Raw genomic sequence first — 15,214 nt, forward strand, 5'->3', positions numbered from 1 at the left:
CCGGCCCTTCGCGTCCTCTCCCGCGGGGCGGCCGCGCAGCCGGGTCCCGCTAGCCGGGCGGCCCGTGCTCCAGCGCGTGGGCCAGACCGCGTTCGGCGTCGTCGGCTGAGGCGCGCAGGTAGGCCCGCTCGTACGCCGAATCACCGGCCGCCTGCCGGGCCCGGCGCTCCCACTGCTCGCGGATCGCCCCGAGCTCCGGGGTGCCCCGGTGCGGGTGGCCGATCATGCGCCAGAACGTGTGCCCCGTACCGGAGGCACGGGCCGCGGCCACCCCGTTCCCCTGGGCGGCGATGGCTCCGGCGAGCAGGTCGAGGCCGAGCGCTATGCCCAGGCTGTCGTGGAGCTCGTGCTTGCTCGCGAGCATCGCGCGCGCGTGGCTCTCGGCGTGCCGGGGACGGCCCTGGAGCAAGTGGATCAGGGCGAGTTGATGATCGGCGTAGGCCCGTGCCCAGTGCTCGCCGAAGCGCAGACTGATCCGCTGGAGCCGCATGGCCTCCTCGTACGCCTCGTCGAGCCGGCCGAGGGCGGACAGGGCGAACAGCCGTATGACCCGACAGCGCAGCTGCGACGGCGCGTCGGCGGGGTCGCCCGAGTGCCCGCGCAGCGCGCGGTCGCTCACTGAGTGCGCGGTGTCCGGCCGGCCCATCATCAGATACGTGAAGCTCGTGGAGTGGGCGGCCAGGAGCACCGCCTCGGGGTCCTCGTCGCGGCTCGCCGCCCGATGGCACTCCTCGCCGGCGCGGCGGGCCGCCTCGTGATCGCCCTGCAGGGTCAGCGTGATGCCCAGGGCCCAGAGCGCCCGGGTCCGGTGCGGACCGGCGGAGAGCGGCAGCGCGAGGACCCGTTCCAGATACGCACGTGCCTGGTGCAGATGGCCGCAGCAGCTCCAGAAGAGGCCGGCGCACCCGGCCATCTCCATCGCCATCTCCGGGTCCTCGGCCAGCAGATGGTCCAGAGCCGCGCACAGGTCCGCGTGGGTGTCGGCGATCCGGTGGTACCAGGCGACCTGCGAGGGACCGAGCCAGCCCGTGTACGCCTGGACCGCGACATGGGCGAAGTGCCGGGCGTGCCGGTCCGCCAGGAGCGCGTCCTCGGCCAGCTCGGCCAGCCACATGGATCCGTACTCGCGCAGCGTGTCCAGCATCCGGTAGCCGTCCCCGGTCCGCCGGAGCACGGACTGGTCGGCCAGCCGTTCCAGGGCGGCGGCGATGTCCGCGCCGTCCAGCGGCCCGCCCGCGCACACCGCCTCCGCGTCCGGAGTCGTGATGACCCCGCGGAAGACGGACAGCCGCGCCCACAGCAGGCGCTCCAGCGGTGCGCAGAGCTCGTGGCTCCAGCCGATCGTGGTGCGCAGGGCCCGGTGGCGGCGGGGCCAGAGGGTGTCGTCGGTGAGGTCCTCCCGCCGGGAGGCCAGCCGCCCGGCGATCTCCTGCACGCCGCTCTCGCGGAGCTGCGCGCAGGCCAGTTCGACGGCGAGCGGTATGCCGTCGAGGCGGCGGCAGATCTCGGCGACGGCGACCGCGCTCCCGGGGTCGTCGAGCGAGAGGTCCGGAGCGACGGCGGCCGCCCGCTCGCGGAAGAGCCGGACGGCCTCGTCACCGTCGTCGCCCGCGGACAGCGGGGGCACCTCGACGCACCTCTCGTCCGCCGCGTCCAACGGCTCCCTGCTGGTGGCCAGGACCGTCAGCCCCGGGGCCGCGGACAGCAGTTCGGCGACGAGCTGTCCGGTGGGGCCGACGATCCGCTCGCAGCAGTCGAGAACCAGCAGCAGCCGCCGTTCGGACAGCCATTCGGCGAGCGCGGCCACCGGCCGGCGGGGGCTGTGGTCCAGGAGCCCGACGCCGTCGCAGACCGTGGTGGCGAGCAGTTGCTCGTCGTGCAGATGGGACAGGTCGGCCCACCAGACGCCGTCGGCGTAACGGTCCCGGGCACGCTCGGCGGTGCGCAGGGCCAGCCGGCTCTTGCCGACCCCGCCGCTGCCGGTGAGCGTGACCAGCCGATGATCTCGAAGTGCCCGTTCGACGCTGACCAGTTCGCTGTCGCGGCCGACGAAGCTGGTCGTCACGGCGGGGAGGTTGCCCATCACGGGGACATCCTGCCTCGCGGTGGCCCACTGCCTCCGTTCATAGCGAAAAGCAGTCAGAATCGGCCGACAATGCATCCTCTTCGATCAATAAGTGGCGTGCAGCGAAAGGCGATCGTGTCGCCTATACCCCGGTGCTCGTGGTGTCCGTGTTGTCCGTGTTGTCCGTGCGGTCCGTGGTTTCGGTGTCGAGCACGGCGGCCAGCGACTCCAGGGCCCCCACCGGGTCCGAGCCCGTCGGGGCCAGGACGGAGTCGGTGACGCCCGCCGCCCGCAGTTGGCCGAGGCGGGCGCGGGCCTCCTCGGGGGTCCCGGCCACGGCCAGCCGCGCGACCCAGTCGTCGGGCATGCGCCCGACGAACTCCGCGCGGCTCGCGCACCCGGCCCGCAGCGCGGCCAGCTCGTCGGCGAACGGGAGCGGGGCGATGTGCGCGTGCCAGTCGGGTTCGCCGATCCACTCCAGCCCCGGGCGGACGGCGGCCAGCGCGACGACCGGATCGGCGTCGACGGACGCGATGTTGTACGCGACCAGCCGGTGCGGGCGGTGGGCGGCGATGTGCCCGAGCGCCGCCCGCGCGTACGCGGGGGCGACCGGCTCCGCGAGGACCGTCCCGTCGGCCACCGCGCCGGAGAGCGCCAGCGACCTGGGGCCCCGGACCCCCGCCAGGATGTCGGGCACCACGTCGGGCAGCGCGCTGGGGTCGAGCTGTACGCCGTCCAGGTGCACGTACTGCCCGCGCCGCTGCGTGAGTTCGCCGCGCAGGAGGGCCCGCAGGGCGTCGACGTACTCGCGAAGGAAGGTGAGCGGGCTCCGGGGCCACTGATCGACGCTGCGCATCCAGTGGGGCATGCCGTGCCCCACGGTGACGTCGATCCGGCCGGGGAAGAGCTGCGCCAGGGACGCGATCTCCATCGCCGCGAACGCCACGTTGCGGGCCCCGGCGGGCAGCAGCCCGATGCCGACCCGGATCCGTTCGGTGCCGGCCAGCACGGCGACTGCCTGGGCGATCCCGCCGCGGAAGCCCAGGTCCTCGACCACCCACACGGAGCCGAACCCCAGCTCCTCGGCCCGGCGCGCGTACGGCAGGATCCGGTCCACGGGCAGATCGCGCGGCAGCAGAACGCCCACGGTGGGGTCGGTGGCGGGGGAACGCACAGGTGCTCTCCTTCGGTCGGCGGCCGGGCGACGGGGATCACCGCGCCGGCAGCCCCGCCCGATGTCCCGTCCAGGTCCCGTGAAGATAGCGAATCACCGGCGGTGAAGGGGGACGGAGGCAGAGGGGGGAAGGGCGGGGAAGGCGGCGGGGAGGCTCTGTCAGACCCCTGCGCTACGTTGCTGGCATGACGCAATTCGTACTCGTGGCAGGGGCCTGGCTCGGCTCGTGGGCATGGCGTGACGTGGAGCCCGGCCTGCGCGCGGCCGGTCACGGGGTTCACCCGCTGACCCTGTCGGGCCTCGCCGACAAGAGGGAAGCGGCGGCGGGCCTGCAGACGCACGTCCAGGACATCGTCGACGAGGTCGAGCGCCTCGACCTGCGGGACGTGGTGCTGGTCGGGCACAGCTATGCCGGCATCCCGGCCGGGCAGGCGGCCGAGCGGATCGGCGACCGGCTCGCCCGCGTGGTGTTCCTCGACTCCAACGTCCCGGCGGACGGCGAGTCCTTCGTCTCGGGCTGGCCGGACGGCCGGGCCGGTGTGGAGGCGGCCATCGCGGCGAACGGAGGCTTCTGGCCGCCGCCGGCCGCCGCCGACTGCGCGGACCAGGGCCTCACCGACGAACAGCTCGCCCGGTTCGTCGGCGGCGCGACACCGCACCCCGGGGCCACCCTCACCGAGCCCGCCGCCCTGACCCGTCCGCTGGGCCTGCTGCCCGCGACGTACGTCAAGTGTCTGCTCGACTGGCCCGAGCCGAGCGCCGAGGTGGCCGAGCTGCTGAAGAGCGAGCGCTGGCGGCTGGCGACCATGGACACCGGACACTGGCCGATGTTCTCGCAGCCGCGCGAGCTCGCCCGGATCCTCTTGGACGCCGCGGGAACGGGCGCGTGACGATGGCCACCCCCTCCCGTCCGGAGCGGCGGTCGCAGAACGGGGCGGCCACGGAGCACCCGGAGATCACCTACATCGGATGCGCGCGGTGCGGAACCCTGATCGCGGGTCTCGACGGCCGGTACGCCTGTTCGGGCTGCGGCTGGGTCAACGAGTGGACGGAGGGCCACCGGCCCCTGCCCGCGGCCCGGCGACGGCGCGCCTAGGGCCTCCTCCCGCTCCGCGACCCGCAAGCCCGTACGCCCTGCCCCGCGCCCACCCCGCCGCCGAAGGAGTTCACATCATGTCCGACCCGCACGACGCCGGCACGATCCGCACGTCCCTGGCCGGGATCGCCTCGCTGCTCGCCCCGGCACACCCCGCCGTGGCCGAGGAGGTGCTGCTCGCCCACGACAGCCCGCACGACTACGTGAGCGCCTTCGGGGGCCGGCTGGCGGAGCGGGGCATCGACGAGCCGGTGGACGGCCTCGCGTGGACAGCGCTCGTCGACGGGCTCTCCGCCCAGGGGCTGCTCGCGGAGTTCGACTGGAAGGAGGACGCCCAGGAGATCCGGTCCCGGCTGAAGAAGCTGCGATCGCGGCCTTCCGTGGACCCGTGGGTGCTCTTCGAGGCCGACGAGATGCTCCTGGCGACCGAGAGGTTCCTGGACGTCTGCGGCCGCCGCTACCGGGAGATCGGTGCGGCGCTGGCCGTCCTCGACATCGAGTCCGACTGCTACCCGGTGGTGGGTCTGCGGGCGGCCCGTGCCGAGGAGCTGACCGCCCTCGCCGCCCGTGCGGGCTTTACCGTGCGGCATCTCGGCGTGGGACGGCGCAGGCGGTGACGGAGCCCTCGCCCGCAGTCGCCGGGGGAGGGGCGGGACACTGTTCCAGCAGGTGCGGCGGGGTGCCCGCGCCGAAAGGGAATCGCGACCGCCGCCGCCCACCACGTACACTCGCCCCCGCCTCCGCCGACCGGCAGAGGCTTTTCGCACCAGACCGACGGGGAAACATCCGCATGAGTTCCGCAGACAGCATCGAAGCACCGATCTACGCCGGCCTCGTGGAGGAGCAGGGCGACGTGTTGGCCGAAGTGCGCCGGGTGGCCGAGGAGGTCCTGCGCGACGCCGACCGCGCGATCGACTTCGGCACCGTGCGGACGGCCGCGGCCGCCCGCTAGCGCCGCTGTGGCGGGCGAGCCGGAACCCGGGTCGCAGCCGCCCGAGGCCGACATGCCCATCACGGGACGATAAACGTCCTGCAACTATTGCCATATTCTTGCGTTCGTGACGCGATGGCTTGCTGAAGAGCCGTCGTCAGCGGAAGCGGGTGAGGCCGCGGTAGGCCGGGCGTCCGAACGACGCGCCCGAGGTCACCGCGGCCCCCCGGACCACCCGCCACGATGCGCCCCGGCGGCCGTGCTCCGGTGAGCGGTCCACGCAGCTGCTGCGTGGAGAGCGCTCCCAGCCGGCCGCCGAGGGGTGGCCCCCTTCTGTGCTCTGTCCGCGGTTCCTTCCGTCGCCGGAAGCCCCCCGACAGGGCAAGAACTGTTAGAAATTTACAGCAACATCAAAGGATGTTGCGTATGCACCCCGGTGGATCCGCTCGGCCTGCTCGATCGACCCGCGGGTGCGTCGGTCGCGCTCGCGAGGCAGAAGCCTGCCCATCTCCCCCGGGACCTGAAACACGCCACGGATGTCCGGAACCCCGCCGAGTGCGGCCCCTGGTGGCCCATCTGTGCCGGGAGAGCGTGATGTAGTCGTAATCTTGCAAATTTGGATCGGAATATTGCGTACCTCTGCCTGTCGTTCTATCGTGACGCTCCGATCAAGGCAGTGCTTGGGCGTCACCCCAGAGGAGCCGTAATGAAGCCCCGCAATCTTGCGATCTTGCTGACCACGGGTCTCGTCATGAGCCTCGCTGCCTGCGGCGGCGACTCGGACTCCGATGCGGGAGGAGGCGTGTCCATCACCGTGGCCTGTCAGCCACCGAAGACCGCACCGAAGCAGCGGGAGGCGTGGAACGACGACGTCGCCGCGTTCGAGAAGGCGCATCCGGGTGTCAAGGTCAAGAGCACCGACCAGCAGCCGTGCTTCGACCCCAAGACCTTTGCCGCGAAGCTGGCCGGCGGGCAGATGGAGACGGTGTTCATGGTGCCCGTCACCAACTACGCCGACGTGATCTCCAAGAAGCAGGCCAAGGACATCACGAGCGTCACCGACCTCGTGAAGAACTACGACGACATCAAGCAGGACGTCAAGGACATGGTCACCAAGGACGGCAAGAACTACGGCGTCCCCAACGTGAGCTACAGCGTCGGCCTGGTCTACAACCGCAAGCTGTTCAAGGATGCCGGTCTCGACCCCGACGCCCCGCCGAAGACGTGGGACGAGGTCAGCGCCGCGGCGAAGAAGATCGCCGCCCTCGGTGACGATTACGTCGGCTACGGCGAGTACGGCGGCGGCAACGTCGGCGGCTGGCACTTCGCGCAGTCCATCTTCAGCCGGGGCGGCGAGATGGTCGTCGACGACAGGGCCGCGTTCAACAGTCCGGAGGGCAAGGCCGTGCTGCAGACGCTGCACGACATGCGCTGGAAGGACGACAGCGTCGGCAAGAAGGTGCTGATCGGCTGGGAGACGCTGATGCAGCAGATGGCCGCCGGTAAGACGGGCATGATGCTCGGAGCCCCGGATGTCGTCACCGACGTGGTCCAGAAGTTCCAGGGGAAGAAGGACGACTACGGCATCACCGGCATCCCCGAGGGCGAGGCGTCGCTGACCGGTGGCGAGGCCTACATGGTCAACCCCAAGGCGAACGCCGCCCAGACCGAGGCGGCCATGCAGTGGATCGACTTCCAGTTCAACACCCCGGGCAAGGGCCGACACGACTACGCCCGCGGCAAGGCCAACGGCGAGGCCGTCGGTGTGCCCAACAACGACTACATGGGTGACTCCCCGACCGGTCAGAGAATCGCGGACGACCGGGAGGCGAACGCCGTCCTGCCGGTCGAGTACTACGAGCCCTACGTGAACACCTCCCGGGGGGTCGAGCTCAAGCTGGAGCCGGCGAAGGCCCAGGAGCTCTACGCGGTGCTCGACGTGGCCATGTCCGCGGTCCTGACGCGGGAGAGCGCGGACATAGACAAGTTGCTCGCGGACGCCGAGACCAAGGCCAACGGGATTCTGGCCAGAGGCTGACGGCAACTGTCCCGGGGTGTCGCCCAGGAGGGAAGGGCGACACCCCGCGTAGGGCCGGTGCGAGAGGCGGGAACGGGAGAACACCATGGAAACACTCACCATCGAACCGAAGCGGCCGTCCAAGCCGCGTCGCAGGCCGGCGGCGAAGCGGAAGAGGACAGTCCGGGCCAACATCACCGCGTACGGCTTCCTGTGTGCGGCGCTGTTCTGCTTCGCCATGTTCGCCTGGTGGCCGATCATCAGGCAGGTCGTCCTCTCCTTCCAGGAGACCAACCTCGTCGACGAGCCCACGTGGGTGGGCCTGGACAACTTCCGCACGGTGGTGGAGGACCCGGCCTTCGGACAGGCCTGGAAGAACACCGTCGTCTTCACCCTGCTCGCCCTGGTCTGCGGCTATGTGATCCCCTTCGCGGTGGCGATCGTGCTCAACGAACTGCGGCACGCCCGCGGCTACCTGCGCTTCGTGGTCTATCTGCCGGTGATGCTGCCGCCGATCGTCTCGGTGCTGCTCTTCCGCTGGTTCTACGATCCCGGACCGGGCCTCTTCAACCAGGTCCTGGACTTCGCCGGGCTGCCGGCCCTGTCCTGGCTCGACTCATCGAGCACCGCACTGATCTCCCTCGTGATCGTCTCCACCTGGATGAACATGGGGTCCGGCGTCCTGATCTACCTCGCCGCCCTGCAGAACATCCCCGGCGATCTGTACGAGGCCGCGGAGTTGGACGGGGCCGGGATCTTCAAACGGATCTGGAACGTCACCGTCCCGCAGACCCGCCTGATCCTGCTCCTGATGTTGATGCTCCAGATCGTCGCCACGATGCAGGTGTTCATCGAGCCGTACATGCTCACCGGCGGCGGACCGGAGAACGCCACGGTCACCGTCGCGTACCTCATGTACCAGTACGCCTTCGTGTACGGCGGCAACTACGGGGCCGGCAGCGCGCTCGGCCTGATGCTCATGTTCGTTCTCCTTGCGGTCGCCGCGGTGCAGCTCCGGCTGACCCGTGACGAGAAGAGGTAGTCCCGTGGCCAACACAGTCCACACAACAGCCCCCTCCGGTACGGCGGGAGAGACCCGGAAGGCGACACCGCCGCCGGCCCCCGGCAGGCCCGAGCGGCGTCGCGCCGCCTGGGCCGACGGCCACGCCCGGACCATCGTCTCGCCCCTGGAGCTCAAGTCCCGCTGGGGCAGCCGCATCTACTGGACGGTCCTGGTCGCCATCCTGCTCGTCTTCACCCTGGTCTTCGTCTTCCCGCTGTACTGGATGGTCACCGGGGCGATGAAGTCGGGCGAGGAGATAGCCCAGATGCCGCCCACGCTGTGGCCCGAGAAGCCCGACTTCTCGGTGTTCTCGGACGCCTGGGAGCTCTTCGACATCGGGCTGCTCCTGAAGAACACCCTCTTCTACGCGGTCGGCGCGTGGCTCTTCGCCCTCGCCGTCGATGTCACCGCCGCCTACGCGCTGTCCAAGCTGCGCCCGATGTTCGGGAATGTGATCCTCGGCGCGATGCTGGCCACCTTGATGATCCCGCCGATCGTCGTGATGATTCCGGCCTACATCACGGTCACCGATGTGCCGATCTTCGGCTGGCAGCTGCTCAACACGCCCTGGGCGATCTGGTTCCCGGTGGCCGCCAACGGCTTCAACATCTTCCTGCTCAAACGATTCTTCGACTCGATCCCCGATGAGATCCTCGAAGCGGCCGAGATCGACGGCGTACCCCCGTGGCGAGTCCTGGTCTCGATCATCCTGCCGATCTCGCGGCCCATCCTCGGTGTGGTCTCCATTTTCACCGTCGTCCTGGTCTTCAAGGACTTCGTCTGGCCGCTGCTCGTCCTGCCGGACAGCGAGAAGATGACGATCAGCGTGGGGCTCTCGCAGACCGCGGGAGCCGTCACCCAGAACCAGATCATGGCCGGTCTGGTGATCGCGAGCATCCCGATGATCATCGTGTTCTTCTTCTTCCAGCGCAGCATCATGGCCGGTCTCACCGCCGGGAGTCTCAAGGGCTGATCCGCACCCCGCACCGCCTTCTCGCTCCACCATCGACATGCTCTCCGCCGCCGGTCACCTCATCAACGCCCCGCTGCGACCGGCGGCGGAGTCCCCACCTGCCCGAAAGGACCCTCACGTGGCAGCCGTGCCCCCCTCCCGAACCGATACATGGTGGCGAGACGCCGTCATCTACCAGATCTACCCCCGCAGCTTCGCGGACGGGGACGGCGACGGCACCGGGGACCTCGCGGGGGTCCGCGCGAATCTGCCGTACCTCGCCGCACTCGGCGTGGACGCCGTCTGGTTCACCCCGTGGTACGCGTCGCCGCTCGTCGACGGCGGGTACGACGTGGCCGACTACCGCACCATCGACCCGGCCTTCGGCACCCTCGAGGAGGCCGAGAAACTGATCGTGGAAGCCGCCGAGTGCGGTATCAGGGCCATCGTCGACATCGTCCCCAACCACATCTCCGACCAGCACGTCTGGTTCCGGGCCGCCCTCGAGGCCGGCCCCGGCAGCCCGGAGCGCGAGCTCTTCCACTTCCGTCCGGGCCGCGGCGAGAACGGTGAACTGCCCCCGAACAACTGGCCCTCCCAGTTCTCCGGCGACACCTGGACCCGGGTCCCCGACGGCGAGTGGTACCTGCACCTGTTCGCCCCCGAACAGCCCGACCTCAACTGGTCCCACCCCGCCGTCCGCCGCGAACACGAGGACGTCCTGCGGTTCTGGTTCGAGCGCGGCGTCGCCGGCGTCCGCATCGACTCCGCGGCCCTGCTCACCAAACACCCCGACCTGCCCGACTTCACCGAGGGCGTCGACCCGCACCCGTACCTCGACCAGGACGAGATCCACGACATCTACCGCTCCTGGCGGGTGATAGCCGACGAGTACGACGGCGTGTTCGTGGGCGAGGTCTGGCTCCCCGACTCCGAGCGCTTCGCCCGCTATCTGCGCCCCGACGAACTGCACACCGCCTTCAACTTCAACTTCCTCGCCTGCCCCTGGGACCCCGAGCGCCTGCGCCGCGCCATCGACGACACCCTCGCCGAGCACGCCCCCGTCCAGGCCCCCGCCACCTGGGTCCTGTGCAACCACGACGTGACCCGCACGGTCACCCGCTACGGCCGCACGGACACCGCCTTCGACTTCGCCACGAAGACCTTCGGCACCCCCGCCGACCTGGAACTCGGGACCCGCCGCGCCCGCGCCGCGGCGCTGCTGACGCTCGCCCTGCCCGGGTCGGTCTACCTCTACCAGGGCGAGGAGCTGGGCCTGCCCGAGGCGGACATCCCCCTCGACCGCATCGAGGACCCGATGCACTTCCGCTCCGGCGGCACGGACCCCGGCCGCGACGGCTGCCGCGTCCCGCTGCCCTGGGCGGCGGCCGAACCCTACGGCGGCTTCGGCTCCACCACCGAGCCCTGGCTGCCGCAGCCCGCCGACTGGCCGGCGTACGCCGTCGACCGGCAGGACGCCGACCCCGCCTCGATGCTCAGCCTGTACCGCGCGGCCCTGCGGCTGCGCCGCGAGACCTCCGGCTTCGGCGACGGCCCGATGACCTGGCTGCCCGCCGAGGACGGGGTGCTCGCCTTCGCCCGCACCGACGGCCTGGTGTGCGTGGTGAACCTGCGCGGCGACAGCGTCGAACTGCCCGTTCACGAAGAGCTGTCGCTGGCGAGTGGACCGCTGGAGGCCGATGGCCGGCTGCCGTCGGACACGGCGGTGTGGCTGCGGCGCTGACCACGAGCGCCGGGACGAGGAGGGGGCGGCACGGGGTGGATCCCCGGCCGCCCCCTCCTCGTCAGCGGGTCCGCCCGCGCACTCAGCTGCGCAGCGTCCGGTCCAGCCGGCGGAAGGCGAGGGCGAGGCCGCCCAGCACGAGCAGACAGACGGCCGGGAGCAGCAGCCCGGTGCCGAAGTGGCCCAGCGAGGGCTGCCGGATCAGCTCGATGCTCAACCAGATCCGGCGTCTGGTGATCTCGACCTCGCTGTGACCCCGGGGGCCGCACCTCAGGCGGCCTGCCCCGCACTGCGCGCCACCGGGTGCAGCGCCGCGTACTCCAGGGGCGCCGACGGGTCGACCGACACGTCCAGCGGTGCCGGCTCGGCCCCGGCCCGCACCAGCAGATCGCCGACCGCCGCGATCATCGCCCCGTTGTCCGTGCACAGCTTCGGCGGCGGCACCCGCAGCGTGATCCCGGCCGCCCGGCACCGCCGCTCCGCCAGTTCCCGCACCCGGGAGTTGGCGGCCACTCCGCCGACCACCACCAGGGTGCCCACCCCGTGATCACGGCAGGCCGCCACGGCCTTGCGGGTCAGCACATCGGCCACGGCCTCCTGGAGCGACGCGGCCCCGTCCGCCAGCGGCAGCTCCCGGCCCGCGATCCGCTGCTGCTCGGCCCACCGGGCGGCCGCCGTCTTGAGCCCCGAGAAGGAGAAGGTGTACGGGGCGTCCTGCGCGCCCGTCATCGGGCGCGGGAAGGCCACCGTGCGCCGATCGCCCTCCCGGGCCGCCCGATCGATGGCCGGACCGCCCGGATAGGGGAGACCGAAGACCCGGGCGACCTTGTCGAAGCACTCCCCGGCGGCGTCGTCCACGGTGTCCCCGAGGTGCAGCACCCGATCCCGGGCCAGATCCCGTACCAGCAGCAGCGAGGTGTGGCCGCCGGAGACAATCAGCACCACACAGGGGTCGGGCAGTGGCCCGTGCTCCAGGGTGTCGGCGGCGACATGGCCCGCCAGATGGTGCACCCCGTACAGCGGGACGCCGAGCGCGTACGCCAGTCCCTTCGCCCCGGCGAGCCCTACCTGGAGCGCGCCGGAGAGCCCGGGGCCGGTGGTCACGGCGACCGCGCCGATGTTTGCCCCGCGCAGCCCCGCGCTCTCCAGCACCTGCCGGACGACCGGACCGAACGCCTGCACATGCGCCCGTGCCGCGATCTCGGGCACCACCCCGCCGAAGCGGGCGTGCTCGTCCATGCTGGACGCGAGCGCGTGGCCGAGCAGCCGTCCGTCCCGCACCAGCCCCGCGCCGGTCTCGTCGCACGACGACTCGATACCGAGCACCACGGGAGAGCCCACGTGAGCCTCCTTGCCATGAAGATGTAGTTGCGAACTATGTGCAACAAGGTAGTCCACGGTGTGCGGACGGTTCACCGCCCGGGGGAGTCCCGGCCCGGGGCGATCGACCCAGAGGGCCTGAGTACCCGCACTCAGGCCCCGCCCCCGGGCCGCCACGACGATGAGGGCGTGGCGGGCGAAGCCGAGGACGGCGGGCCCCGACCGCACCGCCGTCACAGGAACGGCCCCGCCCGCCGGACCCCGGGAGAACCGTGCTCAGCCGCATCGCCGCCGCCGTAGTCCCCTCGCTCGGACGCCTCACGGTCACCTCCGACCACGCCACGGCCCCGGCCGCCGGCAGCATCATCGTCGCCAACCACACCTCCCTGGCCGACCCGGGCATCGTCCTCGCCGCACTGCTGCGCCTCGACGTCGAACCCGTCGTCATGGCCGCCGCCGGCCTGTGGCGCATCCCGGTCCTCGGCCGCGTCCTGGAGCGCGGGGGCCATGTGCCCGTCCACCGGAACTCCGACCGGGCGGCGGGCGCCCTCGATGCGGCGGCCGCCGTGCTCAGGGACGGCCGCCATCTCCTCATCTACGGCGAAGGACGGCTGCCCTGCCGCACGGACGCGGCGGAGGCCCCGCCGGAGAGCTTCCGCAGCGGCCTCGCCCGCCTCGCGCACGCGTCCGGGGCGCCCGTCGTGCCGCTCGGCCAGGCGGGCGCCCGCCGGGTGACCTCGGGTCGCTGCGTCAAGCAGATCTCCGGGCTCCTCACCGCCCCCGCCCGCCGCCCCCGGCTCCACGTCCACATCGGCGCCCCGCTGCACCTCCCGCCGGAGGTCGGGGCGGCGACCGCCACGGCCCGCGCGGCCGTCACCGCCGCCTGGCGCACCGCCGCGCACCAGCTCGGCGAACCCGCCGCGCTCCCCGGACGCTGAAACAGGCGACACGCCCCAGGGGAGGGGGCGCGCACCCCGCCCGTCCCGGGCCGCGCCCCGGGTGGCGGCGGCGACCGGGGCGGCGTAGGTATGGAGGCGTGCCGCTCCGAGGGCGCCTGACGCCACGGAGCGCGTCGGCCTGCGAACGGCCGGTGACCACAGGCCCACCCGGCCGGACCGGTGTCAGCGTCCGGCGGCCCACCACCGGGGACGAGGAGACGGATCCCGATGACCGCGGCAGAGCAGAGCGCCCCCGTGCACGGGATTCCGTGCTGGGTCAGCCTCATGACCCGGGACCTGCGGGCCACCGAGGACTTCTACGGGACCGTTCTCGGGTGGACCTTCCGCTCCGGCACCCTCGGCGAGGGCTTCTCCGTCGCCCACCTCGACTCCCTGCCCGTCGCCGGGATCGGACAGATCGCCCCCGGTCTGCCCACCGCCGTCTCCTGGACCCCGTACTTCGCCGTCGCGGACGTCGACGCCGCCGCCTCCCGGGTCCGCGAACGGGGCGGCACCATCGCCGTCGGCCCGATCCGGCTGGGCCCCGGCCGGGGCGCCGTGGCCGCCGACCGCGAAGGCGCCGCATTCGGCTTCTGGGAAGGCCGGACCCCGCCCTGGTCGATCGGCCGCGACAACGCGCCGGCCTCCCTCGAACTGCGCACGAGCCACGCCTTCGACTCCGCGATCTTCTACGCGGGGGTGTTCGGCTGGGCCTCCGAGGAACCCGGTGGCTGCGAGGTCGGGTACGCCTACCAGCAGGACGCGGTCGTCGTACGGCAGGGCGGCAGCACCGTGGCCACCCTGCGCGGGGGCGGGGACGCCTCGTCCCCCGATCCCCGGCTGCGCCCGCGCTGGCACGTCCGCTTCCCGGTCGCGGACCTGGAGGCGGTCACCGGGCGGGCCCGCGCGGCGGGCGGAACGGTCGGCCCGCCGGCGCACTCGCCCGCCGACGGAACCGAATCGGTGATCAGCGATCCCGACGGAGGGCTCTTCACGGTCTGCGCCCACCCGGCGTAGGCCCTGCCCGCCCTGCCCGCTTCTCCGAGCGGCCCTCAGCAGGTACGGAACACATACCCGGGCTGTCCGGCCGGACTGACGTCGAGATCCCGGCGGACCACCGAGACCTCCGCCCCCACGGACGAACACGCCTTCGTGAAGTCGCGGTCGGTGTACTCCACGACGAAGACCTTGTCGTCGTACGCGGAGGCGTAGTCGGCGCACTCGTCGTAGCGGCCGCACTCCTCGGCCACGGCGAAGTCGAATCCGATCCTCGCCCGCTCCGCCAGCAGATCGGTGGTGTTCTTCTGGCCGATGGCCAGCCCGGCGGCGTGTGCGCGGTCGGCCAGGAGCTCCGCGAACGCCGCGTTGTGCTCCGGGGTGAGCAGGCCGTCCGACCGCTCGAAGGAGTCCAGGTTGTCCGGCTCCACCGCCTGGAAGCCGGACTGCGCGCAGCCCTCGAACCAGTCCCCGACGATCTTCGCCAGCCGGGTGCGCTTGTCCGCGGTCGAGGTGTCGAGCAGCGCCTCGCCCCAGGCCTCGTCGTTGACCAGGTCGCCGTTCTTGTCCCGCAGCAGCAGATCGGGGTCGTTCTTCTCCCACCAGTCCAGCGCGTCGGGCTGGGTCTGGAAGGCGTTGACGTAACAGACGTTGTACAGACCCTCGGCCGGCTGGTCGCCACGGTCGCGGGAGACCGCCCCGACCCCGGCGGGCGGGGTGTACGCCCCGCCGATCTGGTAGTCGAAGGTCACGTTCGCCCCGGGCGGCACGACCTCGGGCGCGGACCCCGCCGATGACCCCGTGGCGAAGGCGTTGGACAGGAGCAGTCCTGCTCCCGTCGCGACCGCGAGACCACCGGCCAGAGCGGCGAGCGTGCGACCGCGGCGGAGGAACGGAGGGACGGCGTGCTGGGGCATG

15 protein-coding genes are annotated in these 15,214 nt (G+C 71.9%); 10 read left to right on the forward strand and 5 right to left on the reverse strand.

What is annotated here, in order from left to right; genetic code table 11:
• Positions 1 to 49: 49 nt before the first annotated feature.
• Together ACH4UK_RS23035 and ACH4UK_RS23040 are read right to left on the reverse strand one after the other, a co-directional pair.
• Positions 50 to 2,083, reverse strand: coding sequence for an ATP-binding protein (locus ACH4UK_RS23035; RefSeq protein ID WP_398359258.1), 2,034 nt, complete (start codon positions 2,081 to 2,083; stop codon positions 50 to 52).
• Between the two features lie 124 nt (positions 2,084 to 2,207).
• Positions 2,208 to 3,239 carry an LLM class flavin-dependent oxidoreductase gene (locus ACH4UK_RS23040; RefSeq protein WP_398359035.1) on the reverse strand — a complete coding sequence of 344 codons (1,032 nt, stop codon included), beginning with the start codon at positions 3,237 to 3,239 and terminating at the stop codon, positions 2,208 to 2,210.
• 185 nt (positions 3,240 to 3,424) lie between these two features.
• On the opposite strand from ACH4UK_RS23040, the gene ACH4UK_RS23045 reads away from it, so the two are divergent.
• The 8 genes from ACH4UK_RS23045 to ACH4UK_RS23080 all read left to right on the forward strand — a co-directional run bounded on the left by ACH4UK_RS23045 (position 3,425) and on the right by ACH4UK_RS23080 (position 11,042).
• The gene (locus ACH4UK_RS23045; RefSeq protein WP_398359037.1) at positions 3,425 to 4,129 is read left to right on the forward strand and encodes an alpha/beta fold hydrolase; all 705 of its coding nucleotides are present in this window, start codon (positions 3,425 to 3,427) and stop codon (positions 4,127 to 4,129) included.
• 2 nt (positions 4,130 to 4,131) lie between these two features.
• A complete protein-coding gene (locus ACH4UK_RS23050; protein WP_398359259.1) occupies positions 4,132 to 4,335 on the forward strand; it encodes a hypothetical protein in 204 nt (67 codons plus the stop codon).
• 77 nt (positions 4,336 to 4,412) lie between these two features.
• Entirely contained in the window at positions 4,413 to 4,952 is a 540-nt protein-coding gene (locus ACH4UK_RS23055) for a DUF6630 family protein (protein WP_398359039.1), read from the forward strand.
• 173 nt (positions 4,953 to 5,125) lie between these two features.
• A complete protein-coding gene (locus tag ACH4UK_RS23060; RefSeq protein ID WP_398359041.1) occupies positions 5,126 to 5,287 on the forward strand; it encodes a hypothetical protein in 162 nt (53 codons plus the stop codon).
• 781 nt (positions 5,288 to 6,068) lie between these two features.
• Positions 6,069 to 7,304: an ABC transporter substrate-binding protein gene (locus ACH4UK_RS23065; RefSeq protein ID WP_398359043.1), complete on the forward strand. Its 1,236-nt coding sequence runs from the start codon at positions 6,069 to 6,071 to the stop codon at positions 7,302 to 7,304.
• 85 nt (positions 7,305 to 7,389) lie between these two features.
• Positions 7,390 to 8,325 carry a carbohydrate ABC transporter permease gene (locus ACH4UK_RS23070; RefSeq protein ID WP_398359045.1) on the forward strand — a complete coding sequence of 312 codons (936 nt, stop codon included), beginning with the start codon at positions 7,390 to 7,392 and terminating at the stop codon, positions 8,323 to 8,325.
• Positions 8,326 to 8,329: 4 nt separating this feature from the next.
• Positions 8,330 to 9,319, forward strand: coding sequence for a carbohydrate ABC transporter permease (locus ACH4UK_RS23075; protein ID WP_398359047.1), 990 nt, complete (start codon positions 8,330 to 8,332; stop codon positions 9,317 to 9,319).
• Positions 9,320 to 9,437: 118 nt separating this feature from the next.
• A complete protein-coding gene (locus ACH4UK_RS23080; protein WP_398359048.1) occupies positions 9,438 to 11,042 on the forward strand; it encodes a glycoside hydrolase family 13 protein in 1,605 nt (534 codons plus the stop codon).
• 82 nt (positions 11,043 to 11,124) lie between these two features.
• Here ACH4UK_RS23080 and ACH4UK_RS23085 read toward each other — a convergent pair whose 3' ends face one another.
• Both ACH4UK_RS23085 and tsaD read right to left on the reverse strand, forming a co-directional pair.
• Entirely contained in the window at positions 11,125 to 11,259 is a 135-nt protein-coding gene (locus ACH4UK_RS23085) for a hypothetical protein (protein ID WP_398359050.1), read from the reverse strand.
• A 53-nt stretch (positions 11,260 to 11,312) separates the two neighbouring features.
• On the reverse strand, positions 11,313 to 12,383 hold the full coding sequence (gene tsaD / locus ACH4UK_RS23090; RefSeq protein ID WP_398359052.1) for a tRNA (adenosine(37)-N6)-threonylcarbamoyltransferase complex transferase subunit TsaD: 1,071 nt from the start codon (positions 12,381 to 12,383) through the stop codon (positions 11,313 to 11,315).
• Positions 12,384 to 12,634: 251 nt separating this feature from the next.
• On the opposite strand from tsaD, the gene ACH4UK_RS23095 reads away from it, so the two are divergent.
• Positions 12,635 to 13,300 (forward strand): lysophospholipid acyltransferase family protein, encoded by a 666-nt coding sequence (locus ACH4UK_RS23095; protein ID WP_398359054.1) that lies wholly within the window; start codon positions 12,635 to 12,637, stop codon positions 13,298 to 13,300.
• 228 nt (positions 13,301 to 13,528) lie between these two features.
• Positions 13,529 to 14,317, forward strand: a complete 789-nt coding sequence (locus tag ACH4UK_RS23100; protein ID WP_398359056.1) for a VOC family protein — start codon at positions 13,529 to 13,531, stop codon at positions 14,315 to 14,317.
• Between the two features lie 35 nt (positions 14,318 to 14,352).
• Here the strand turns inward: ACH4UK_RS23100 and ACH4UK_RS23105 are convergent, their stop codons facing one another.
• On the reverse strand, positions 14,353 to 15,213 hold the full coding sequence (locus ACH4UK_RS23105; protein WP_398359058.1) for an endo alpha-1,4 polygalactosaminidase: 861 nt from the start codon (positions 15,211 to 15,213) through the stop codon (positions 14,353 to 14,355).
• Position 15,214 lies beyond the last annotated feature (1 nt).

Origin of the sequence: Streptomyces sp. NPDC020884, from assembly GCF_044333935.1 — a bacterium.
In the GTDB taxonomy this organism is placed as follows: domain Bacteria; phylum Actinomycetota; class Actinomycetes; order Streptomycetales; family Streptomycetaceae; genus Streptomyces.